The organism is Mesorhizobium dulcispinae, assembly GCF_033977345.1.
Classification (GTDB): Bacteria; Pseudomonadota; Alphaproteobacteria; order Rhizobiales; family Rhizobiaceae; genus Mesorhizobium; species Mesorhizobium dulcispinae.
The window spans coordinates 27,559-49,908 of the sequence record NZ_JAVIIY010000010.1; the positions used below are offsets into that span (position 1 = coordinate 27,559).

General features: G+C 65.2%; 25 protein-coding genes. 10 read left to right on the forward strand and 15 right to left on the reverse strand.

All coding sequences use genetic code 11. The features are described from left to right. Nucleotides 1-81: 81 nt before the first annotated feature. Nucleotides 82-351 carry a hypothetical protein gene (locus RFN30_RS21050; protein WP_320264008.1) on the reverse strand — a complete coding sequence of 90 codons (270 nt, stop codon included), beginning with the start codon at nt 349-351 and terminating at the stop codon, nt 82-84. A 201-nt stretch (nt 352-552) separates the two neighbouring features. After that, nucleotides 553-873, reverse strand: a complete 321-nt coding sequence (locus RFN30_RS21055; RefSeq protein ID WP_320264009.1) for a hypothetical protein — start codon at nt 871-873, stop codon at nt 553-555. Between the two features lie 245 nt (nt 874-1,118). Between RFN30_RS21055 and RFN30_RS21060 the strand changes: the two genes are divergently transcribed. Next, nucleotides 1,119-1,472, forward strand: a complete 354-nt coding sequence (locus RFN30_RS21060) for a cupin domain-containing protein (RefSeq protein WP_320264010.1) — start codon at nt 1,119-1,121, stop codon at nt 1,470-1,472. A 140-nt stretch (nt 1,473-1,612) separates the two neighbouring features. Here the strand turns inward: RFN30_RS21060 and RFN30_RS21065 are convergent, their stop codons facing one another. Beyond that, complete coding sequence (locus RFN30_RS21065; RefSeq protein ID WP_320264011.1) at nt 1,613-3,571, reverse strand: acyltransferase family protein; 1,959 nt, start codon at nt 3,569-3,571, stop codon at nt 1,613-1,615. 461 nt (nt 3,572-4,032) lie between these two features. Continuing rightward, entirely contained in the window at nt 4,033-4,254 is a 222-nt protein-coding gene (locus tag RFN30_RS21070) for an alkylphosphonate utilization protein (RefSeq protein WP_126100844.1), read from the reverse strand. Between the two features lie 231 nt (nt 4,255-4,485). Between RFN30_RS21070 and RFN30_RS21075 the strand changes: the two genes are divergently transcribed. After that, nucleotides 4,486-5,397: a DMT family transporter gene (locus tag RFN30_RS21075; protein ID WP_320264012.1), complete on the forward strand. Its 912-nt coding sequence runs from the start codon at nt 4,486-4,488 to the stop codon at nt 5,395-5,397. Nucleotides 5,398-5,413: 16 nt separating this feature from the next. Here RFN30_RS21075 and RFN30_RS21080 read toward each other — a convergent pair whose 3' ends face one another. Beyond that, nucleotides 5,414-5,896 carry a RidA family protein gene (locus tag RFN30_RS21080; protein ID WP_320264013.1) on the reverse strand — a complete coding sequence of 161 codons (483 nt, stop codon included), beginning with the start codon at nt 5,894-5,896 and terminating at the stop codon, nt 5,414-5,416. Nucleotides 5,897-6,258: 362 nt separating this feature from the next. After that, the gene (locus RFN30_RS21085; RefSeq protein ID WP_320264014.1) at nt 6,259-6,480 is read right to left on the reverse strand and encodes a hypothetical protein; all 222 of its coding nucleotides are present in this window, start codon (nt 6,478-6,480) and stop codon (nt 6,259-6,261) included. Nucleotides 6,481-6,784: 304 nt separating this feature from the next. Between RFN30_RS21085 and RFN30_RS21090 the strand changes: the two genes are divergently transcribed. Continuing rightward, complete coding sequence (locus RFN30_RS21090) at nt 6,785-7,717, forward strand: hypothetical protein (protein WP_320264015.1); 933 nt, start codon at nt 6,785-6,787, stop codon at nt 7,715-7,717. A 1,043-nt stretch (nt 7,718-8,760) separates the two neighbouring features. Further along, entirely contained in the window at nt 8,761-9,066 is a 306-nt protein-coding gene (locus RFN30_RS21095) for a hypothetical protein (RefSeq protein WP_320264016.1), read from the forward strand. Nucleotides 9,067-9,189: 123 nt separating this feature from the next. Here RFN30_RS21095 and RFN30_RS21100 read toward each other — a convergent pair whose 3' ends face one another. Then, nucleotides 9,190-10,203, reverse strand: coding sequence for a LysR family transcriptional regulator (locus tag RFN30_RS21100; RefSeq protein WP_320264239.1), 1,014 nt, complete (start codon nt 10,201-10,203; stop codon nt 9,190-9,192). Between the two features lie 134 nt (nt 10,204-10,337). Between RFN30_RS21100 and RFN30_RS21105 the strand changes: the two genes are divergently transcribed. From RFN30_RS21105 to RFN30_RS21115, 3 genes are all read left to right on the forward strand, one after another. Continuing rightward, nucleotides 10,338-11,762: an MFS transporter gene (locus RFN30_RS21105; RefSeq protein ID WP_320264017.1), complete on the forward strand. Its 1,425-nt coding sequence runs from the start codon at nt 10,338-10,340 to the stop codon at nt 11,760-11,762. A 345-nt stretch (nt 11,763-12,107) separates the two neighbouring features. Then, complete coding sequence (locus tag RFN30_RS21110) at nt 12,108-13,676, forward strand: bifunctional AfsR/SARP family transcriptional regulator/alpha/beta hydrolase (protein WP_320264018.1); 1,569 nt, start codon at nt 12,108-12,110, stop codon at nt 13,674-13,676. A gap of 125 nt (nt 13,677-13,801) precedes the next feature. After that, nucleotides 13,802-14,245, forward strand: coding sequence for a helix-turn-helix domain-containing protein (locus tag RFN30_RS21115; RefSeq protein ID WP_320264019.1), 444 nt, complete (start codon nt 13,802-13,804; stop codon nt 14,243-14,245). On the opposite strand, the gene RFN30_RS21120 is transcribed toward RFN30_RS21115, so the two are convergent. After that, nucleotides 14,196-14,699 (reverse strand): hypothetical protein, encoded by a 504-nt coding sequence (locus RFN30_RS21120; protein ID WP_502572750.1) that lies wholly within the window; start codon nt 14,697-14,699, stop codon nt 14,196-14,198. The two genes, RFN30_RS21115 and RFN30_RS21120, sit on opposite strands and share 50 nt — an antisense overlap. On the opposite strand from RFN30_RS21120, the gene RFN30_RS32525 reads away from it, so the two are divergent. Beyond that, nucleotides 14,685-14,819, forward strand: a complete 135-nt coding sequence (locus tag RFN30_RS32525; protein ID WP_502572751.1) for a VapC50 family PIN domain-containing toxin — start codon at nt 14,685-14,687, stop codon at nt 14,817-14,819. The two genes, RFN30_RS21120 and RFN30_RS32525, sit on opposite strands and share 15 nt — an antisense overlap. A 33-nt stretch (nt 14,820-14,852) precedes the next feature. Here RFN30_RS32525 and RFN30_RS21125 read toward each other — a convergent pair whose 3' ends face one another. The 6 genes from RFN30_RS21125 to RFN30_RS21150 all read right to left on the reverse strand — a co-directional run bounded on the left by RFN30_RS21125 (nt 14,853) and on the right by RFN30_RS21150 (nt 19,378). Further along, the gene (locus RFN30_RS21125; protein WP_320264021.1) at nt 14,853-15,068 is read right to left on the reverse strand and encodes a GDCCVxC domain-containing (seleno)protein; all 216 of its coding nucleotides are present in this window, start codon (nt 15,066-15,068) and stop codon (nt 14,853-14,855) included. Nucleotides 15,069-15,138: 70 nt separating this feature from the next. Further along, nucleotides 15,139-15,594: a MaoC family dehydratase gene (locus RFN30_RS21130; protein ID WP_320264022.1), complete on the reverse strand. Its 456-nt coding sequence runs from the start codon at nt 15,592-15,594 to the stop codon at nt 15,139-15,141. Then, the gene (locus RFN30_RS21135; protein ID WP_320264023.1) at nt 15,591-16,886 is read right to left on the reverse strand and encodes an NAD(P)/FAD-dependent oxidoreductase; all 1,296 of its coding nucleotides are present in this window, start codon (nt 16,884-16,886) and stop codon (nt 15,591-15,593) included. Before RFN30_RS21135 ends, RFN30_RS21130 begins: the two co-directional genes overlap by 4 nt. An 11-nt stretch (nt 16,887-16,897) precedes the next feature. Next, nucleotides 16,898-18,124: a flavin-containing monooxygenase gene (locus tag RFN30_RS21140; protein WP_320264024.1), complete on the reverse strand. Its 1,227-nt coding sequence runs from the start codon at nt 18,122-18,124 to the stop codon at nt 16,898-16,900. Nucleotides 18,125-18,294: 170 nt separating this feature from the next. After that, nucleotides 18,295-18,873: an OsmC family protein gene (locus RFN30_RS21145; RefSeq protein WP_320264025.1), complete on the reverse strand. Its 579-nt coding sequence runs from the start codon at nt 18,871-18,873 to the stop codon at nt 18,295-18,297. 268 nt (nt 18,874-19,141) lie between these two features. After that, complete coding sequence (locus RFN30_RS21150) at nt 19,142-19,378, reverse strand: DUF1127 domain-containing protein (protein ID WP_320264026.1); 237 nt, start codon at nt 19,376-19,378, stop codon at nt 19,142-19,144. 213 nt (nt 19,379-19,591) lie between these two features. Here RFN30_RS21150 and RFN30_RS21155 point away from each other — a divergent pair, with 213 nt between their 5' ends. Further along, entirely contained in the window at nt 19,592-20,968 is a 1,377-nt protein-coding gene (locus RFN30_RS21155) for an NfeD family protein (RefSeq protein ID WP_320264027.1), read from the forward strand. Next, the gene (locus RFN30_RS21160) at nt 20,965-21,732 is read left to right on the forward strand and encodes a slipin family protein (RefSeq protein WP_320264028.1); all 768 of its coding nucleotides are present in this window, start codon (nt 20,965-20,967) and stop codon (nt 21,730-21,732) included. Before RFN30_RS21155 ends, RFN30_RS21160 begins: the two co-directional genes overlap by 4 nt. Nucleotides 21,733-21,749: 17 nt before the next feature. On the opposite strand, the gene RFN30_RS21165 is transcribed toward RFN30_RS21160, so the two are convergent. Continuing rightward, a complete protein-coding gene (locus RFN30_RS21165) occupies nt 21,750-22,253 on the reverse strand; it encodes a hypothetical protein (protein ID WP_320264029.1) in 504 nt (167 codons plus the stop codon). Nucleotides 22,254-22,350 lie beyond the last annotated feature (97 nt).

The window sequence follows — 22,350 nt, forward strand, 5'->3', positions numbered from 1 at the left end:
GGGAGATTGGCCCGCGCCGCCCGCTTCGCTAATTGCAAACACCACCTGCCGACCCCTCAAGAGGTTTAGCCCATCGCCGGCTCAGTACCTGCAGATGCGAATTGCCTCGTACCTATGGTGGCGGTGCCACACATACTCGATATGGCATCGCCTGTGGTGCCGGAAGTAGTAGTGGTGCCGGTAGTAATAGTGCGGCCTGTAACTGTAATATTCACCATAATACGGGCGATAGTAGCGATGGGCATAATAGTCGCCGTAATAGGGTCCGTAGTCGTCGTAATAGTCATTGTAATAGCCGTCGCCGATGCCGAACTCGAACTCGAGACGGCCGGCATTGGCGGGGCCGATCACGGCTGCCGCCGACGCAATGGCTATAGCAGAGGCGAGCAGGAGCTTTTTCATGGCTACCTCCTCCTGAGGTTTGTCACCCCATAAACGCGCTGGAGGCAGCCTATGTTCCCAAGCGCTAATATTCGCCCGCCCATCGCCGGGATGGGCGGGCGGCCATCTCCCTTCGCGGGGGAAGATCAGCCAGTCGCGGGCACTAGCCGGTCAGCGCTCGCAAATGCGGATTTTTTCGATGACGCGGTGGTGATGGCGCCAGTGCTTCACGATCTTGACCCGGCAATAATCACCATAATACCGGTTATGATAGCGGACCACGTAACGATCACGGTAGGGAGTGTAGTAGTCGTCATCATAGACGTGCCGGTAATAGCGGTGAGGGTAATACCCGCCATAGTAGTCGTCTCCGTAGTATGGGTCATAGGACGGGCCGATACCGATACCGAACTGGACGCTGCCGGCGCTGGCCGGCGCGATCGCAAACGCCGAGGCGATGGCGATCATCGAAGCAAGCAGAAGCTTTTTCATCGCTGCCTCCTTGAGGTTCGATGGATGCCCCTTCGATCGGTAAACGGTTTCAAGACGGGCCGTGTTCCCGAGAAAATTGTGGGGGCGGAGCGAGGAGCGGCGCTGGACCTGCCGATTTCCCCCTTGTGGAGGAGATAAGGCGCCTCCGTCCCAGACCGTCGCGCCATGTCGCGGCGCCGCGCGCGCCATGCGGCGCCATCGGCTATTCAACCGCCAGCCAATCCCGGCAACCGCAGGAGCCCTCCATGAGCAAGCAGACCATTCTCAAATTCGGTGCCGTCGAGCATGCCGAGGCCGGCGACCTGCCGGGCTGGATCGTCGTCGAGGGCACGCCGACCATGCAGACCGCCGTCCAGCACACCAGCGAGGACGGCAAGGTGATGTCGGGCACCTGGCGCGCTTCGCCCGGCACCTACCACGCCACCTACACAGACTACGAATTCGTGCATATGATCGCCGGCCGCATCATCATCACGCCCGATGGAGGCGAGCCGGTCGAGGTCGGCCCGGGCGACGCCTTCGTCGTCGAGGCGGACTTCAAAGGCACCTGGAAGATCCTCGAGCCGGTGACCAAGCATTTTGTCGTAGTGGTGGGGTAAGGGCACAGCGCCGAAGCCGCTGATCTCCCCCCTTGTGGGGGAGATGGCCGGCAGGCCAGAGGGGGCGTGAAGGATCACGGCGCGCCGCCCTGAGCTTGCGACGATCCCACAAGGGGAGATCTGGCGCTCCAGCGCCCCGCCTACCGCCCCACTTTCGAGATCACCCTCTTCTCCACCTCCGGCTCCAGCGATTCCGCAAACGGCGTCGCCAGATGGTGCTGGTCGCGGAAGGCGATCTGGCCGTCGATGAAGACGTGGCAGGTGGTGGCGTTGCAGAAGCGGTCGGTGAGGTCGACGTAAGAGGCGTTGGGCACGCTGGTGACGATCTCGCGTTCGACTGCCGCCATCTTATCGTTGGCCGCATCTGCGCGCGTCTGGTCGCAGAGCGAAGGCGCCTTGTCGCGCCACAACGCGCGCGACACACAGGTGTCGATGTTCTCGTCGTTGAACGGCACGTCGCGGATAAAGGCGATCTTCAGCCCGGCCTTGCTCAAACTCACCAGTGTCGAGCGCAGGCCGGCCCGCCACACGGCGTCAGGCGTGTCCGGCTCGCCCTTGCCGGCCGCCATTTTGCGCGAAGAGGTCAGCGCCAGCTCCGAGATCACCACCAGCGAAGGGTTCGCGGCGATGATCTCCTTGATCGCCTGCTCGCGCCATTGGTCACATTCGCGATAGTCGCGGTTGAGCTTCGTGACGAAATAGGAGAAGCGTGAGGGCCGGCACGAGCTCTTCAGCCAGGTCTCGACGCGGTAGCCGTTCTTCTTTCCCGCCTCGATCAGCGGCGTCGACCAGTGATCGGCGTGGGAATCGCCGAACAGCGCGATCATGCGCCGGCCATTGCCGAACACGCAGGGTTTGGGCGTCACCGTGCCATAGCCCTCGACGCAGGCCTCGGCGCGCGCGGTGGCGGGCACGGCAGCGCTTGCCGCGATCTCGCGCTGCTCGGGATCCTGGTGGCGCACCGCAAGCGCTGCGTTGCCGTAGGCGGCTGCGACGCCGGTGCCGGTCAGGAGGAGGGCCGGCACCAGCGCCCGCGCCGCATTGGCCATAAGCCAGCCGTTGCGACGGATCGGATTCTCGATGAAATGATAGCTCAGCGCCGAGAGCGCCAACGTCAGCCCGAGACAGGCGAGGCGTTGGGCAAGCGTCAGCTCTTCCACCAGCATGCCGGCATAGACGATGACAGGCCAGTGCCACAGGTAAAGCGAATAGGAAAGTTTTCCGATCCACTGCAAGGGCGGCAGCGCCAGGGCGGCATTCACGCCGTCCCTGACGCCGGCCGCTCCCGCCAGCAAGAGAAGGACAGTGCCGGTAACCGGCACCAGCACCAGGAAACCGGGGAAGGGAGCCTCCTCGCTGAAGGTGAGGTAAGCGAAGGCAATCATTGCCAGTCCGGCCAAGCTGAGTGCCGGGGCAAGCCACGGGCGCTTCTGGAGCAGCCATGCCGGCGCCATCGAGGCCAGCCCACCGGCGGCGAATTCCCAGGCGCGCAGCGGCGAGAAGTAGAAGGCCCAGGGCTGCGATACGGTTGTCAGCCACGCGCAGACCGCGAAGGAGACGAGGCCGGCAATGGCGATCATGAGCACGATCGTCCGCTTGCCGGGCTTCAGCCAGGCCGCCAGCATCAACAGCGCCGGCCAGGCGAGGTAGAACTGTTCCTCCACCGACAGCGACCAGTAATGGATGAAGGGGTTGTTGGCGGCGTCATTGGCGAAATAGTCGAACGACCAGCGGATCAGCCACAGGTTGATCACATAGGCCGAGGCCCACATCGCGCCCTTGGAATAGAGCGCCTGCTCCTCCGGCGAGAGGATGATTGCGCCCGCGGCAAGCGTCGCAGCGATGACGAAAAGCGCCGCCGGCAGCAGTCGCCTCGCGCGCCGGGCGTAGAAGCGCAGGAAATCGAGCCGGCCGGTTTCGGAAATCTCGGTGACGAGATGGCGGGTGATCAGGTAGCCGGAGATGACGAAGAAGATGTCGACGCCGGCAAAACCGCCGGGCAGCGCCGTAAGGCCGAAATGGAAGGCGACGACGCCCGCCACGGCCAGCGCACGCAACCCCTCAATGTCTGGCCGGAAGTCCGGCGATGGTGCTGACACGAAGGCGAACCTCGCAACGCTCGTTCGTATCCCGCCTTGGGGCAAGCCTCGCGCCTACGGGTTTATATCGCAATGCAACAAATCTAACGCAGTGCAACATAAGGGAGGGGCGCCATATCTCTCCTCTTGTGGGAGAGAAAGCGATTTCAATATCTTAGCGAAGCTAAGTGTTAGAAATCGCAAGTGAGGGGAAAGCGCCAGCCCAAGAGAAAGTAGCGTCTGAGCCTGCGAGAAAGTTAGGTCTGCGCCTTACCGGCCGGGTCCCCGCTGCTCCGCAGCGTCCCGGCGTTCGCCGGCCTTTCATCGTGCCAGTGGCACGATGAATTCGCCTTCGGCGGACCGGCTGCTCACCCCCTCTCTGGCATTTTCCAAGCACTTGCTCGGGGCAAGCCCGCTCGCAAATGCAGGAAAATGCTTTCTCCCCCACCAGGAGGGAGATTGGGCACGACGCCCGCCCACACTCACGCCTTCTTCAAAAACTCCGTCTTCAGCACCAGGCCCTTCACCTGCTTGGTGTTGCATTCGATCTCGCCGGGATTGCCGTTGAGGCGGATGTTCTTCACCAGCGTGCCGCGCTTGATTGTCTCGGACGTGCCCTTGACCTTGAGGTCCTTGATCAGGGTCACGGAGTCGCCGTCATTGAGCGGGGTGCCGTTGCTGTCTCTTACGATCGCATCTGTCATGGTGGGTCTTTCGTCGATTGAATTGGCGAGCGCCCCGCCTATCGCGCCGGCGATGACCTGGTCAAGCCGCCACTCGCCCCGATATCGATTCAAGGGCGGGGCGGCGACGCCGGCTGCTATAGGCGTAGCGCCCACGATCTCATGCCATTTTAGAATATGCTTGTTTAGAACCTTCTTGCCCTCCCGATAGCCTCGGCGCATCATGGGCGCGTAGCCCAAATGGGGTCATCCTTGGTCGACGCGGTGCAGGTCGAAACGGGCAGCCGTCGTGACGCGCGGCTGGGCGTCGTGCTCGTTCTCGCCGCTGCGCTAGCCTGGAGCACCATGGGCCTGTTCGTGCGCATGTTGCCCGACGTCGACATATGGAATGTCGTTTTTTGGCGCTGCACCTTTGGCGGACCGTCGATTGTCGCTCTCGCCATGATGGAACGGAAGCGTTGGTCACTGGATTGGCCACGAACCGTGATGCCCGCGGGCATCGCAACCACCGCACTCATCGCCACTGGCCTCTTCTGCTCCATCTATTCCATGCAGAACACCACCATCGCGAATGGCGGTGTCATCTACTCCACGGTTCCTTTCATGGCAGCTGTTCTTGCCTGGCTGTGGTTCCGGGAACGGCCCGGCGCCAGTACGATTTTTTGCACATTCGTTGCCGTGGCAGGTGTCGCCGTGACCGTCCGCGGCACCGTCAGCGCGGGTGGCGGTCATCTGAAAGGCGATCTTGCAATGGTCTACGTGGCCTTCGCGATCGCGATGATGACCGTCACCATGCGCCGCTATCGCGACACGCCGATGCTGGAATCCGCGGCTCTCGGCAATATCGTAGCGGCTATTTTTGCATTCTCTTTCGCCGACCCATTCAATATCCCTCTCGGCAAGGTGGCGCTGCTCGGTCTTTTCGGAATCATCACGCAAGGTGTCGCGCTCGGGCTCTACACGATGGGCGCGCGGCGCCTGCCGGCCGCCCAAGCCACCTTGCTCAGCTCGGCGGAGATGCCGATGGGACCGCTATGGGTCTGGTTGTTCTTCAGTGAGATGCCGGCGATGGAAACCTTCGCGGGCGGCGCATTGGTGCTTGCGGCAATCCTGGGGAACATTGCTGCCGAGCTGCGAGACGGTCCAACTGCGGAGGCCGTTTGAGCCGAGACTGTAAGCCTCACTCCACAATCATCACCTCGGCCTCGATCTCGACCGGGAGATCGAAGGGCAGGGCGGCGACGCCGATGGCCGTGCGGGCGTGGCGGCCGATCTCCGGGCCGAAGATTTCGAGGATGAGGTCCGAAAAGCCGTTCATCACCGCCGGTGTCTGGGTGAAGCCCGGCGCCGCATTGACCATGCCGTGCACGCGGCACCAGCCGGTGATCCGGTCGAGGCTGCCGAGATCGCGCCGGAGGCTGGAGAGCATCGACAGCCCGACCTTGCGGGCGGTCGCGCGAGCCTCTTCCAGCGACACGCTCCCTCCGACGGCGCCGAACGGGCCGGCGAGCGCGCCGTCCGGCTCCTGCGGCCCGTGGCCGGAGATGTAGGCGCGGTCGCCGCGCACGTTCACCCACGGAAAAGGCAGCACCATGCCCGGCGGCAGCTTCAGCGGCGGTGGCAGCACAATGCCGAGCGCGGCAAGCTTTTCGTCGGCACCCATAGTATGGCCTCCCTCGTCGCACAGCACCATTGCAGTGCCCTGGCCGCAACCGTGCCGAGCTTTCCGGTTCGCCGTCCTTTCGTCAAGACGGCAAGAACTGGCCGAACTGAGGATTGGCGTGGCCCGCGCGGACCGCAGTTTTGCGATCCGCGCGGACGGGCGCCTGCCCCCGCCGCGGCGGCGCCTAGCCCCCAACCCTCAGGCTGGCCGGGAGGCTGTTTGGTTCGGCCCTTTGCCCGGCCGATTGTTTTTTCCTCGCTGATCCGGACCGGAAACCGCCGTGCGGCCTTCCGGGGAATGGCTCCCTTTTGTCTTACGCAATTCCTGACGGAGAACCCCTGAGCACTTTTCGCGGATTGCTTCTAGAAGTGCAGGTCCAGCGGCGGCGGATAGGCCTGGCCCGGTTCAGCGTCGTTCGCCATCCGGTCGGCCGAAGGCAAAATGCCGCCAGTGGACGTCTGGTCCAGCGCCGGCCGGGTTTTCTCGGTCTGGGTCTTTGTCTCGGTCACCAGAGTTTTCGTTTTGGCTTCAGCGGCTTGCGACAGCGCAAGCGCCACAACAAGCGCGGATAGAACGACTTTCATGACAGCTCCCCTGCACCCACCCTGGCGGCGACCCTAGCGCCGGCTGTCCGGCCGCAAAGACGGTGCGTGCGGAACGCTGTGGAATTCTCTGGATTTCCTGGAATATTAGGCCATGGAAAATTGGCATGGCCGGGGAATGGAGACTGTTTGCCGACGTGCTAAACCGTAGGCAGCTCGGCGATTCCCCTGCCAAACGCCGAAACGCTCTGATGCATGTCGCCCAAAAGTGTGCAGCGGTTTTGGGAGAACGACATGCATCAAAACAGGGACCTAAAGCGGCGAAAAGTATCGAGGGGCTTGTGGCATGGCGCAGCACATCGCGCAAAAACTAAGACTGACGTCGGCCTTGCTGGGAACGGTGACCCGCAAGGACCTGGCGGCGGCGTTCCGAGCCGTCAACCCAAAGACGGCGTTCGATCTCGGCCGCGCCGACAAATGGCTGCAGGGCCGCGCGCGGCCGCGCCAGATGAGCGTTTATGACGACTGGGCAAAGGTGCTCGAGCTGGAGCAGCCCGGCGCCTGGATCGCCGAGAGCGATCTGGCAAGCTTCACCGCCGCGATCGCGGCCCGCCGTGGCATCGACGGCGCCGAGCTGGAGCGCCGCGCCGGCATGCAGTTCGAGGCCTCCGCGCATGACGAGCGCGGCCTCGGCTCCGGGCTTGCCGGGACCTATGCCTGCTATTCGCGCGCGTGGTCGCCCTACTACCGCGGCCAGCTCATCAAGGGCCGCCTGTCGATCGAGGCCGGGCCCGGCGCACATGGGCTTGCCGCGACCTATCGCGAGACCTTGCCGACCGGGCAGCTGCTGCTCAGCGGCCCGGTCAACCCGGCAAAGCGCGGCCTCTACGTGCATCTGAAAGAGGTGGGCGGCGACGCCCAGTTCTTCCTCTGCCTGTTCCCGCAGACGCAGCCGGTCAGTGTGCTCGGCGGCTATATGTGCGGCGCCGCCATCATCGGGCCCGAAGCCCAACCGTCGATCACCAGGATCCTGCTGGTGCGGCTGCGCGATGCAGCATCCGGCGCCGAGACATGGGGCGGGTACCTGCCGCCCGGCGGCTCGGTCGCCGAGGACCTGGCGGGTCTCGGCATCGCCGTGGAGCACCCGGAAACGGTCGACCGGCAGCTCGAGCAATTCTTGGGCGCCGACAGCGGCGGCGGCGCCAACCAGATCCCGCCGACCGATTTCCGTGCCATCGTCAACGTGTTCGACCGCCACTGGCTGCAGCACGCGGGCTGACCTCGGCGTCCACCGCGTATCGCCGAGCCGGCGGCAGCGGGCGATTTCGCCGGGCTTTGCCGCATGGTTGCACTCGTCGAAGCTTGACAGGCTCGGCATGGCGCGTTCACCTGCGCCGATCGTTGACCCTCGCAGGAGCGGACGATGAAGAAGACTTACGAAAAGCCCAGGCTGCAAAAGCGCGAAAGGCTTTCGGCCGCGACCGCCGCCGCCCCATCGTCCGGCTTCACGTTCTGAAGCCGTCGGGCGCCCCAAACCCGACAGGCGCTCCCCGCGGCTCTCATTTTGCCCGGATCGTCTTCAGGGGGATCTCGATGGGGAAGGTCTACAGCAGCCGACGCTCGAAAAGCTTTCGGCTGTAGCGGCTGGCAACGGCTCGTCCATCGCGGTCTAGCGGCAGCCACCCTTCGGAGCCTTGCGCCGCTCCTGGCCAGGAGCGGGCGGTGCACTGCGTAGGTGCCCGCCCGTCCGGCGCCGCCGCCAAGCTGCTGAAACCCCGTCCGTCCCCAACAGCAACGGTCATGGCGTGACCAGTGATTGCGGAGTGCCATTGGCGGGGCTTGCTGTCAACGCCGGGCGGGACGCCGCGTCGAGGGCGTTTTTTGTCGTTGTGCAGGGCCGAAATCGGCCTGCCGCGATCGCGCCATTGCCCCACGGGAAAGCCTGGAAATGGCGGATTTCCGGGCTTTTCGGCCGCCGCGTGGTCAAGTGCGCGCTTATTTGCCTATCCGCTTGAATAAGTTCGTTTTTCGTCGGCTGAGGTATTTTGAGGTCCGGTTCTCAACCTGACTTTTTTTGGGCGCATTTCCGCAGCGCAACATCGGCGCTGAATCTCCCCCTTGTCTCTCGAGGGGGGAGATGCCCAGCAGGGCCAGAGCGCCGGCGCTTCTGGCGTCGGCAAGGCGTTGGCGCTTCACGCACCGCGGCCCCCTCTGTCGCCTTCGGTGGCATCTCCCTCGGGTCCCGTCAACTCCTCTGTGAAAGGCTTCATGATGCGCTCATGCAGACATGCTAGAATGCACTATCCGAGCGGGGAGGGTGCGGTGGGCAGTCGGTTGCTCGAAGTGCTCGCCAGGCGCAAGTCCTGGCTGGACAGGCTGGCGCTTGGATTCCTCATCTTTCTCGCGACGCTGATTGCCGGTCTCATGGGCGGCGCCAGTGCGCAGGAGATGGAAAAGGTGCGCGCCGCCACCTTCAACGCCTATCTGCTCTCGCCGATGAGGACGCCAAGCGCGAGTTCGATCGACGGGGTGCGCGATCCGCTGAAGTGGAATTTCGATGGTGGCCGCAACCGGCTGAACTATGAGATCACGATGCGCAAGAACACGCCGCTGACGGCAGCGCACTGAAGGTGGCAGCACTTGGGTTCCTCGCCCCGCGAAGCGAGGGAGAGGTGTCCGCGAAGCGGACGAAGAGGGGGCCTTTGTAGGGCGTTCCCCCTTTCGTCTCGGATTCGCCGAGCCTCCCCTCCCTTACTTCGAGGGGCGAGGAACCCTGGTCCTGACGCGCCGTGATCCTTCGCGCCCCCTGGCCTGCCCGTCCTCCGCAGCAGTTGCGGAGGTGGACCGCCCATCCTGCCGCAGGGAGGAGATCGGCGGCCTCCCGCACACCTCCCGCACCACCCCCCGGAGCCAGCGGTGCGCGGGGTCAGCGTCGAGGCGAGGGTGCCATAGCAGCGAGATGGTGAGTTCGGCGAGCTTCACCGGCAGGGCGAAGGTGAACAGGCCTTCACGCAGCTTGCCCGTATAGCGCTCCGGCACGGTGGCGATGAGGTCGGAGCCGCGCGCCAGCGCCAGCGCTTCCGAAAAGCCGCCGACCACGGTGGCGATCGTCCGCGTCAGCCCGGCGGGCTCCAGCGCGTCGTCCACCGGCCCGCGGTCGAGGCCGCGGCGCGAGATCAATATATGTCGTCCGGCGGCGAAACGAGCGGCGGTGATCCTGCCTTCGCTCAAAGGGTGGCCTATGCGCACCACGCCGACGAAACGGTCACGGAACAAAGCTTGCGCCCGCACCTCGGGACCGGTCGAGCCGCCGACCACGCCGGTCTCCAGATCGACACTGCCCTCGCGCATCGGCGCGCTGTCCTTGTCGGGCTTCGGCACGAAGCGCAACTGAACGCCCGGCGCCTCCTCGGCGACGCGCGCGATGAGAGCAGGGCCGAAATTCTCGACAAAGCCGTCGCTGTTGCGCAGCGTGAAGCTGCGCGCGAGACGCTTGAGGTCGAGCCGCTCGGCGGGTCTGAGCACGGCTACCGCTTCCTTCACCAGCCGGCCGACATCCGCACCGAGCTCGATGGCGCGCGGCGTCGGCACCAGGCCGCGCCCGGCGCGTACCAGAAGCGGATCGCCGGTCGCCTCGCGCAATCTTGCGAGCGCGCGGCTCATCGCCGAAGGGCTGAGCTTCAGCCGACGTGCAGCCCTGGCGACGCTGCCTTCGGCAAGCAGCACATCCAGCGTGACGAGCAGGTTGAGATCGGGTCGCGACATGGCACGACCATAGCATTGTTGCGTCGCCATGACATGGCATTTCATGCACTGTTCATGTGCAAGTGCTGCGCATTCCGCCATATCAGGCAAGCGCCTATCTTCTCGGCAAGTTTCACCCGAGCCGGAGAAGAGTCATGGTCGAGGTCGCAGATCCACGCATCGCATCAGCAAGCCGCTCGGCAACCGGCGCGCTGGCCAGCCTGTCGCTGGCCATGCTCCTGTCCTCGCTCAGCACCAGCATCGCCAATGTCGCGCTGCCGACGCTTAGCACGGCCTTTTCCGCGTCCTTCCCGGCGGTGCAATGGGTGGTGCTTGCCTATCTGCTTGTCATCACCGCGCTCATCGTCAGCGTCGGGCGGCTCGGCGATCTCGTCGGCAGGCGGCTGCTCATGGTTGCCGGTCTCGCGCTGTTCAGCGCCGCCTCGCTGGCGGCGGCGCTCGCGCCGACCCTGCCGCTGCTGATCGTCGCCCGCGCCGCGCAAGGCCTGGGCGCGGCGGTGATGATGGCGCTGACCATCGCCTTCGTCGGCGAGACGGTGCCGAAGCAGCGCACCGGCAGCGCCATGGGCCTGCTCGGCACCATGTCGGCGATCGGAACGGCACTTGGGCCGTCGCTCGGCGGGGTGCTGATCGCTTCCTTCGGCTGGCGTTCGATCTTCCTCGTCAATGCCGCGCTCGGCGTCACGGCCATGCTTGCCGCACGGCGCTTCCTGCCTGCGGGCGAGTCGAGGGAAAATCAGGGCGCGAAGAGGGGACGCGGCCGCTTCGATATGCTCGGCACGATCCTGCTTGCGCTGACCCTTGCCGCCTACGCGTTGGCGATGACTTTCGGGCGCGGCCGTTTCGGCGGCATGAACGGTGCGCTGCTCGGCGCTGCCGTTTTCGGCGCCGGCCTGTTCCTCTACGCCGAGGGCAAGGTGGCCTCGCCCCTGGTCAAACCGGCACTGTTCCGCGACCCGGTGCTGGCGCCGAGCCTCGCCATGAACGCGCTGGTCTCCACCGTGATGATGGCGACCCTTGTGGTCGGGCCGTTCTTCTTGTCGCGCGCGTTGGGCTTGAGCGAAGCGCTGGTCGGTGCCGTCCTGTCGATCGGCCCGGTCGTCTCGGCGCTGTGCGGCGTGGTCGCCGGCCGCATCGTCGACCGCCTGGGTGCATCCGCGATGGTCGTCGCCGGGCTGGCGCTGATGGTGATCGGCTGCGGTGCCCTGTCGCTGCTGCCGGCGCTGTTCGGGGTCGCCGGCTACGCGGCGGCGATCATGCTTCTGACGCCCGGCTATCAGCTCTTCCAGGCGGCCAACAACACCGCCGTCATGGCCGATATCGACAGCAACGAGCGCGGCGTGGTGTCGGGCATGCTTAGCCTGTCACGCAATCTCGGCCTGATCACCGGCGCGGCGGTGATGGGTGCGCTGTTTGCGTTTGCTGTGGGTGCGGGGGAGATTGCCGAGGCCGCGCCGGAAGCCGTGGCTGGCGGCATGCGCGTCACCTTCGCGGTGGCGGCGGGGTTGGTGGTGATAGCGATGGGGATCGCGGTGGCTGGCAATTGGAGAAGGCGTTGACGCGCTTAATCTCCCCCCTCGTGGGGAGATGTCCGGCAGGACAGAGGGGGGCGCGAAGGAACTCGACCGTTCCGTGATCTTGTGTGGGTGCAAAAAACGGATAGGCCGGCGGGACAGCGCCCCCTCTGCCTTGCCAAGCATCTCCCCCACAAGGTGGGGGATTGGCAGTTTCGGCGACGGCGCCCTTCTCGTCCGGCGCCGCCCGCCAATGTAACCCATCGCACATTCCCCGCTCCCATCTTGCCGTATCGGCTTCCGTAAATTAGCCGATTTTGATATTGCGGTGCGGTCTTCTCCCGCCGCGGGAAGCCAGGGGGTAATGGCAGTGGAAGGGTGCCCGGTCGCATGACTGTCGGTCCGTATAGCGGGCCGCTGAACCTGTGCGTGCTCGGCGATTTTCAGGTGGCACGCGACGGCGCGCTGCTCGACCTGCCGCCGTCGCGCAAGACGAGGGCCTTGCTCGCCTATCTCGCCGTCACCGGCAAGCCGCACCAGCGCGAGCGGCTTTGCGAAATCTTCTGGGACATTCCCGACGATCCGCGCGGCGCGCTGCGCTGGAGTCTGTCCAAGATCCGCCAGGTGCTGGGCGAGGACGAATGCGCTTTGGTCGCCGACCGCAACAGCGTCTCGCTCAAGGTCGCAACGGACTATGCCCGGCTGCTGCCGCTGCTGAAGGGCGATCTTTCCCTGGCGTCGACGGAAGAACTGGAGGCCGTCGCCGGTTCGATCCGCGGCGATTTCCTCGCCGATCTCTCGCTCGAGCGCTGCTTCGAATACGAGGCGTGGCGCGCGGGCCTCGCCAGCGAGGTCGAGATCGCCGAGCTTGGCATATTGCGCGAGCTGGTCGGTCGCCTGGCCGGCGAGCCGCGGCGGGCGCTGCCGCTTGCCCGGCGCCTGCGCCGCCTGCTGCCGGAGGATATAGGCCTGGCGGAAGAGATCGAGGCGCTGGAGGAGAAGGTGAGGGCAGCGGCCGTCCATCCGACGCCACGCTCGCCGCAACCCGGCGTGGCCCAGGCCCAACCGCCTTCGCCTTCCCTCGGAAAGAGCCCGACGGCCACACAGGACCCCGGCCGTGCCGTTCATTTCTGCCGGGCCCGCGACGGCACGAGGCTCGCTTTCGCCAAGACCGGCAGCGGCCCGCCCATTCTTCGCGCCGCGCATTGGATGTCGCATCTGACCTTCGACTGGGACAGCCCGATCTGGCGGCATTGGATGTCGGAACTGTCGCGCGAGAACCAGCTGGTGCGCTACGACGAGCGCTGCAACGGCCTGTCGCAACGCCATGTGGTCGACGTCTCGTTCGACACGATGGTGTCGGATCTCGAATGCGTGGTCGAGGCGGCGGAACTCGATCGCTTCACGCTTCTCGGCCTTTCGCAGAGCTGCGCGGTTTCGATCGCCTATGCCATTCGCCATCCCGAGAAAGTGTCGGGCATGATCCTCTATGGCGGCTACGTCAAAGGCTGGCGGGCGCGCGGCGACGCCGGCGAGATCGCCACACGCGAGGCCGTCGCGACGCTGATGCGTGAGAGCTGGGGCAAGCCGAATCCGATGTTCCGCCAGGCCTTCTGCTCCATGTTCATCCCCGGCGCCACGCACGAACATTTCGCCTGGATGGACGATTTGATGCTTCGCACCGTATCGCCGGACGATGCCTGGCGCCTGCAGAGCGCCTTCTCCGTCATCGACGTGAGTGAGCTCCTGGAAAAGGTGCGGGTACCGACCCTGGTGCTGCACGCGCGCGAAGATAACGTGGCGCCGGTGGAGTCGGGCCGCACCATGGCGGCCGGCATTCCCGGCGCGCGCTTCTTCGAACTGGAAAGCCAGAACCACATCCTGCTCGAGGGCGAGCCCGCCTTCGACGAGTTCATCGGCCACGTCCGGGCCTTCGTCGCCGAGACGGCGGGATCGTAAGACCCGCGGGCGGTTGTCCGGCTGCCCGTCATGGAACCATATCAGCGAGGTTGCGTTTACTTATTGCGTTTATTTCGGATATTGCGGATAATGGTGTAAATGCCATACCGATAAGGACATGACTAATGACCAGGCTGCTCGGACGACCGGTCTTGCCATCGGTGGACGACGCCGAACTCGCCGCTCAGGCCAGTCGGGTGCTTTCGCGCACCAAGCGCGACGATGCAGAATTGAAGGTTCAGGTGGGTAAGGAAACCTTGCGCCTGCCGAAGAGCGTCGGCGACCTGCTTTACCGTCTTCTGACCGAAATGGGCCAGGGAAATGCGGTGACGGTGATCCCGATCCATGCCGAGCTTACGACGCAGGAGGCGGCGGACTACCTCAACGTATCGCGCCCCTATCTCATCCGGCTGCTGGAAGAGGGCAGGTTGCCTTTCAACATGGTCGGAACGCATCGGCGAGTGAAGTTCTCCGATCTGACGGCATACCGAAACAGCAAGGAGGAAGAGCGCAAAAAGGTCATGGAAGAACTGGCCGCTCAAGCCCAGGAACTGGGGATGGGCTATTAAGACCTCTTCCTGTACCGCTGTCCTGGACGCTTGCGTTCTTTATCCAGCCCCGCTGCGCGATCTCCTCGTGGAACTTGCCGCCGGAGGTGGCCTCTATCGCGCCAAGTGGACAGAACAGATCCATGATGAGTGGATGCGCAACCTCTTGCAGGACCGTCCGGATCTCAAGCCGGAGCAGATTTACAGAACACGCGACCTGATGAACCGCGCCGTCCCGGATTGCCTGGTTGATGGCTATCAGGACCTTGCTGCCGAGCCTAGCGCTTCCCGACGAAAATGACCGCCATGTTCTGGCGGCGGCCATCGTCTCGGCTGCCGATGCGATCGTCACTTCAACCTCAGGGATTTTCCCAAGCCCGTTCTCGATAAATACCATCTGGACCTGATCCACCCCGACGATTTCATTTTCCAGCAGTTCGGCATCGACAATGCTGTCGTATTGGTCTCGGTTCAAAGATGTCGCGCGCGGCTGAGGAACCCTCCCAGAAGCCCTGCCGAATACCTCGATACGCTGGAGAGGCAAGGCCTGCCGAAAACGGTTGGCCATCTGCGCGCTTATACTGGAGTGATTTAAGGACCAGCTTGCTGCCCGTCCTCACTTCGGCCTTCAGCCCCGGTGGGCTGAACGGTCCTCCTGAACCGGCGGACATGGTTGATCGGCGTAGGAACAGAACACGCAGCAATCACCCGCGCGAGGCTTCAGGAGCGTTCCGCACCCACGGCATTGATAGAAATGAACGCAGGCGTCCGTGGGCATCGTCTCTTTTTCGCGATGTCCGCACTCGGGGCAGGTGATGGTCGCTTCAAGCATTGCCGCTCCCATGCTTCCGGTAGGCATATATGCCCCAAAGCATGTGGCATCAAATAGATAGGCAATCGGGGACCAGGCGCATTCAGCTCTTGGCCAGCGGCACGGTGAACACCGTCGCGGTGCCGGTGAGACACATCTCACCGGCTTCGTTGCGCACCGATGTCTCGAGCTTTGTGATCGGCTTGTCGGCGCGCACCTCCGTGACCTCGACCCTTCCGGTGATCAGCTCGCCGACGCCGACGGCCTTGACGAACTTCCATGAGACTTCGAGGAACACCGAGCCGGGACCGGGAAGGTCCTCCGCCACCACCGCGTTGAGGATGCCTGAAGTGACGCCGCCCTGGACGATCAGCTTGCCGAACACCGAAGCCTCGGCCAACTGCCTGTCGTAATGCAGCGGGTTGCGGTCGCCGGTCATCTCGGCGAACGCTTCGATATCCTGCGCCTGTGTCCGCCGCGAGCGCTCAGCGGACGCGCCCACCTGCGGGCGGCCGTTGACGACGCCGATCCATCCGTCCTTCATCATATGCGCGGTCATGGTCTCATCCTCATTCGGTTGCGTTGCGTGATCGAGCCGGCTGCTACCGGCGGGCTGGTGTCGTTTGCCGGTGCCCGCCGCGCCGCCGGCCGCCGTCGGGCGGCGGGGAGGGTGTGGCTTGGCATCTCCTCTCCGGCGAGCGCTTGGACTTCCGCCTTCATCACCGCGCTCAAGCGGCGATGACGCTCGCCGATGTCGGCGAGCGTCCAGTCGAAACTTGCGACGGCGTCCGTAGCGTCGAGGATCTGATTGGCGAAGACGTCGCGCCCGCGCTGCCAGGCAGCGAAGGCTGCTTCCGATCCGTCCAGGACCGCCCGTGCCAGGCCCTCGGCATCGCGCAGCGCATCCGAAATGCCGTGCGCGGTGATCGGATCGCGGAAGAAGCCGGCATCGCCGACCAGCGCCCAGCCCGGACCGTAGGCCTGGCGGATATAGCCCGGCACGCCGCGGAACGCCTGCAGGCGGGCATCCTCGGCCGCGCGGCCCGCTTGCACGGCAACGGCGGGTGAGAGTGCTTCCAGCACCTCCATGCGGGCGCGCGCATGGTCGGCGCGGAAGTGCTGGTCGAACAGCCTGGTCGGCACCGAGGCGACAATGCAGGCCAGGCCGTCATTGGTCGGGATCAGCGAGCCGGCAATGCCGTCGCGAAAATACCAGTGGTAGCCCGCGCCGGATTCGACGGGAGCATAGCTATAGACATGGGCGGCAGAGACGCTGCCGGCGCGCAGCACCTGCGCGTCGCAGCATTTCGCCACCAACGAGCCGATGCCGTCGGCGCCGATGACGATGTCGGCACTGACCCGCAAGGATGCAGCGCCCGCGCCGCGGATCTCCACGCCGCGCACGCGACCGCTCGTATCGGCGAACAGGTCGGCGACGGCCATGTCGTGCAGGAACTCGGCACCGGACTTGCGCGCGGCGTCGACGAGAACGCGGTCGAGCACGGTGCGCCTGGGCGCGATCAGGCCGGGCAGGTCCGGTCCGCTGTCGAGCGGGATGGCGATCTCCTCATCGCCATAATGGAAGGTCGTCGTCTCGATCAGTGGTGTGCCGGCCTCGAGCAACGGCGCGAGCAGGCTCCAGCGCGACAATTGCAGCACGGCTGGACGCATCAGCGCGTGCGTCGACAGCGTGTCCGAGCCATAGCGCCTGCGCTCGATGACCAGCACTTTCAGCCCGGCGCGGGCGAGCAGCAGGGCCGTCGAGGCGCCGGCGCAGCGCGCGCCGACGATGATCGCATCGTACTGGACGCGTTTGGGCGTGGGCGTAAGGGAAATCGCAGTCGTTGGCATCATCATTGTCCTCAGGCGGCTTGGCGGCCTTTGCGGTCGAGATAGCGGGAGACCTCGGCGGCGATCGCCTGCGCGTCCGTGCCGGCGCCGCCGATGAAGTTGGAATCGCGCTTGCGCAGGAAGCGGAAGCCGAGCGCGTAGAGGCCCGGAACGCTGGTGACGCCGCCCTGATGCGCGAGCTCGCCGTCCGGTCCCAGCGCCGATGGCTCCAGCCAGTCTAACGATCGGGTATAGCCCGTCGCCCAGATGATCGTGCGGATCGATCCGTCCGTCAGCAAAAGCCGCCGGGGCTGTGCTGAAGGTATCGCCACCGGTTCGCGCCGGCCTGGTCGCGCCGCGCCGGCAAAGCGGTCGATCTCGGCAAGCAGGCGCGCCTGCTTTGCCTCGGCCGCCGCTACGTTCGCCGCGAGATCGTCGGCGAAGGCGATCTCGCGATTGGCCATGCCGCGCACCCGCCCGGTCAGCTCAACGCCCAGCGCCTGCAGCGTGGCGAGATCGACATCGGCCTTGTCCGGCCGCCCGGCGAGCTGCAGCGAGGGCTGCCGCCTGGCGCTCTCGGGGTTGGCGAGCGCGTCGAGCGGCTGCGCCATGAGACCCATCTGGCAGAGCCAGAAGAAGATATCCTTGCCGCGCCACAGCCTAGGCAGGCGCGTGTGCTTGCCGACTGACAGCATCACGCGCCGGCCGGCCCGCGCCAGCTCGTCGGCGATCTGCACGCCGGAGGAGGAGGCGCCGACGATCAGCACGCCGCCGGGCGGCAATTCTCCGGGGGAACGATACTGCGAAGCGTGGAGAGCGAGCGGCCCACCTATGGTTCGTGACACAAAGGGGATCATCGGCCGGTCGCAATGGCCGGTGGCCACCACGACGGCCTTAGCCGACCAGGCGCCGGCGCTGGTGTCGAGCATGAAGCCGTTGCCGGTCCGCCTGCAGGACAGAACCTCTACGCAGCATTCGACCGGCGCCTGCCAGCGTCCCACATAGGCCTCCAGCGTCGTCACGAAGGCGCTTTTGTCCATGAAGCCGTCGGGGTCGCCACCCGCATAGGGCGAGCCGGGCAGGGCGTTCAGCCAGTTGGGCGTCAAGAGCCTCAGCGAACGCCAGCTCTGCGAGCGCCAGCGCTCGCCGATGCGGCCGCGCTCCAGCACGACATGATCGATGCCGGCGCGGCCAAGGCAATGGCTGAGCGCAAGCCCGGCCTGCCCACCGCCGATGATGACGACGTCAGCATGTCTCATGGCGCTGTTCCAAAACCCCGGGAAGAAACGGTCCGGATTTCTCCGGACCGGCTTTTTCAGCCAACGCATGTCGCCCAGAAGTGTGCAGCGGTTCTGGAACAACGACATGCGTCAAAACAAAGATCTAAAGCGCGTCGCCTGAATCCGTTTTCAGCGCGACCCGCTTTAGGTCACTGGATGGTCTTGATGCCGACCGTGACCGGCACGCCCTTGGTCAGCACGTCGAACACGGCCGAGCGTGCGCGGGCCTGCTCGACAAGCTGCTGGAGCTTCTCGGCCGGCGCGTCGCCCTCGATGTCGAATGAGACCTGGATGTTCTGGAAGCCGTTGCGGACCTCGTCCGAGATGCCGAGGATGCCACGCAGGTCGATGTCGCCGTCAACCGAGCACTTGACCTTGGTGAGCTTGATGCCGCGCGCGGCGGCGATGTTGGCGAGCCCCGCCATCAGGCAGCTCGCCAGCCCATGCAGCAGCCATTCGACCGGAGTCGGCGCGTTGTCGGCGCCGCACAGGATCGCCGGATGGTCGCTGTCGGCATAGAAGGGCTTTTCGTGCTTCTGCTCCTGGCCGGCGCCGTGAAAGCCATGCATCACGCTTTTGCTGTGCGTGCCCTCGATCCATTCATTGTGGGCGCGGAACTGGAACTTCGCCAGTTCCGGCTGGCCGGCGACGAAGTTGATCGTCGCCAACAGGTTCGGCGTGTCGACGCCATTGAGCGGAAGTCGTGCAGGTTTGGTGTTGGGTTGCATTTTCCTACTCCGAAGGTTGTTTGCGGCTTGGTTGCCGTGACGCTTTCTTTTGGCGGTCGAGCGTTTGAGCGAGAGTGGGTGCGAGCGTGGAATTTTTGATGCGGGCACCGTGGAAATTGCATCGACTGTTTCATTTGGGACGCGCGCCCGCCGCCGCAATCCAACGTTGGGAGGCCGGTCGCTGCTGGGTCAAACGCGAAAAACCCCGGCAATGCCGGGGTCTTTGGCTGGGCTCATAAGCCGTTCCGGCCGGCGAAGCGGCGATGCTTCAGCGGCCCGTCCCCTCCGTGTCGGAGGGCGCAAGGCGCACGCGGGTGTAGTGCTCGATCTGCGAGCGGCTGATGCCGATATCCTTAAGCATGTGGTCCGGCATGGCCTGCAGCGCGGCGCGTTCGCTGCGCATCTTCATGGCGCGATAGGCCAGCCTGAGCGCGCGGCCGGCAAAGCCGGGCAGGCTGAAGCCCGCCCGGCCGGACGCGCTGATGGTTCGATCCAAAGTCGTCATTGTCATCTCCATAGGTTGCGGGCGCGTTTGTTCGCGCGGTCGACGGAGACGATGCATGAGGCCCGGGGGAGCCAGCGTTGGAGCCGGCGTCGAAATTGCCGTGGAATCGTGGGGGTACTGGTAGTCTCCCCTCGAGGGGAGATTAGCCGCTCCCGCCGCCCTCATTGGACTTCGCCCGGCACAACCCCATATTGAATCCATGGAGCTTTGAGCGTGAAACTCGCGCGGGTGGCCCTTCTGGCAGCGGCCTTCGTGGCCGCCGCGGTTCTTTTCCCCTTCTCCTCGGCCGGAATGGCGGCGGAGAGGATTGCTCTCAGCATCGCGATCGATGGCGCCATTGGTCCGGCAAGCTCGCGCCAGCTCAAGGATGCGCTCAAGGTAGCGTCCGAGCGCAACGCCGCGGTCCTCATCCTTCAGCTCGACACGCCGGGAGGCCTGGTCACCTCGATGCGCGAGATGATCGCCGACATCCTTGCCTCTCCCGTTCCCGTCATCGGTTATGTCGCGCCGGCCGGCGGCCATGCGGCAAGCGCCGGAACCTATATCCTCTATGCCACCCATGTCGCGGCGATGGCGCCCGGCACCAATCTGGGCGCGGCGACGCCGGTCGAGATCGGCGGGCTGCCCTCGCTTCCCGGCGGGGAGAAGGACAAGGGCGGGAAGGACGCCGGCGGGCAGCCGTCCGGCGATCCGATGATGGCCAAGGTGACCAATGACGCGGTGGCGCTGATCCGCTCGCTCGCCGAGCTGCGCGGGCGCAACGGCGACTGGGGCGAGAAGGCCGTGCGCGAGGCGGCGAGCCTCTCGGCAAGTGCCGCGCTGCAGGAACATGTCATCGACTTCGTCGCCCGCGACACGACCGAGCTGTTGCAGATGGCCGACGGCCGCACCGTCGAGGTCGCCGGCAAGAAGGTGGTGCTGGCGACGAAGGGCCTGGCGGTCGAGACGCTGGATCCCGGCTGGTTCATCCGGCTTCTCTCCGTCATCACCGATCCGAACGTCGCCGTCCTGCTGATGCTGATCGGCTTCTACGGCATCGTCTTCGAGGTCACGAGCCCCGGCGCGGTGGCGCCCGGCGTCATCGGCGCCGTCTGCCTCGTGCTCGCCCTCTACGCGCTCGATCTGCTGCCGATCAACTATACCGGGCTCGCACTGATGCTGCTCGGCGTCGGCTTCCTCATCGTCGAGGCTTTCAATCCGACGGTGGTGCTGGGGGTCGGAGGCGCGGCCGCCTTCCTGCTCGGCGCGGCCATGCTGCTCAAGATCGAGGGGCCGGGCTTCGCCATATCCTGGGCGATCATCGGCCCTGCCGCCGCGTTGACGCTGGGGCTGGCACTTTTTGCCGGCAGCTACCTCTGGGCGGCGCGGCGCAATCCGCCGCGTACCGGCGGCGAGGCGATGCGTGGCCTCCCCGTGGAGATCCTCGACTGGCAAGGCGGCGAGGGCCATGTGCTGGCGCTCGGCGAACGGTGGCGGGCGAAGGCCGACGAGCCGATAGCGCCGGGAGATCGTGCGGAGGTGACCGCCGTCAGCGACCTTGTGCTGACGGTGCGGCGGCGTAATGCGGGAAACGACGGAGCAAGACAATGACAGTCGGTTATGTCGCCTATCTGGTCCTTGCGCTGCTGGTGATCATGTTCCTTTCTGCGGCAATCCGCATCCTCAGGGAATATGAGCGCGGCGTGGTCTTCACGCTCGGCCGCTTCACCGGCGTCAAGGGGCCGGGTCTCATCATCCTCGTTCCCTTCATCCAGCAGATGGTGCGGGTGGACCTGCGCGTGGTGGTGCAGGACGTGCCGCCGCAGGACGTCATCTCGCGCGACAACGTCTCGGTGAAGGTCAACGCGGTGCTCTACTTCCGCATCGTCGACGCCGAGCGCGCGATCATCCAGGTCGAGGATTTCATGACTGCCACCAACCAGCTTGCGCAGACCACGCTGCGCTCCGTGCTCGGCAAGCACGAGCTCGACGAGATGCTGGCCGAGCGCGATAGGCTCAACAGCGACATCCAGGAGATACTCGACCAGCGCACCGACGCCTGGGGCATCAAGGTCTCCAATGTCGAGATCAAGCATGTCGACCTGAACGAGAGCATGATCCGCGCCATCGCCAAACAGGCCGAGGCGGAGCGGCTGCGGCGCGCCAAGGTCATCAACGCCGACGGCGAGCAGCAGGCCGCGGCAAAGCTCGTCGAGGCCGGCCGCATGCTTTCGGCCGAGCCGCAGGCCATGCAACTGCGCTACTTCGAGGCCCTGCACGACATCGCCGGCGAGCGCTCCTCTACGGTGGTCTTCCCGCTGCCGGTGGATCTGCTGCGGCAGTTCCTGAAGCAGCCGGGCGGTGAGGGCGGGTAATCTCTTCTCGAAGGTTGTCAATCCGCCTCGCGGTCCGAACCCTTGCCGCACTCGGCGAGCACCGTGCCGATTGCCGCGCTCGATCCGGCCAACGGAAAGCTCACCTCGCCATATTTGTCGGCCGAAACCCTCACTTCACCCTTGCCGCGCAACAGAGCCAGCAGCGGGTCGGCGGGGCCGGAGAGGTCCGTCGTGAAATAATTGTACATCGCCTCGAGAACCAGCTTTTTGGTCACGCTCTTGCCGCCGGCCTTGAAGGTGAAGGATCCTCTGATGCCGGGCTCCAGTTGCCCGCCGGCCGCGCCGAGATCGTAGCTCAGCACCGGCCTGTCGAAGCAGGCCAGCATCAGATTCGCATCGCCCTTCGGCCCGCCACAGACCGAGGCCATCATCACGCTGCCGCCTTCGTCTTCCTCCATCTTGGCGGACCAGGCGCAGGACGCGGCATGGGCAGGCAGGGCGACGAGCAAAGCGGCGGGGAGGAAAAGTGCAAGGACGAGGCCTGCCGGGATGCGCTGCATGATCCTTCTCCGTGTGTTTCCGGATCATACAGGACAAAAGGTCTGGGGACAGCACTTACGACGGCGTATGTGCGCGGCGGCGCACCTTGTCCGCTGT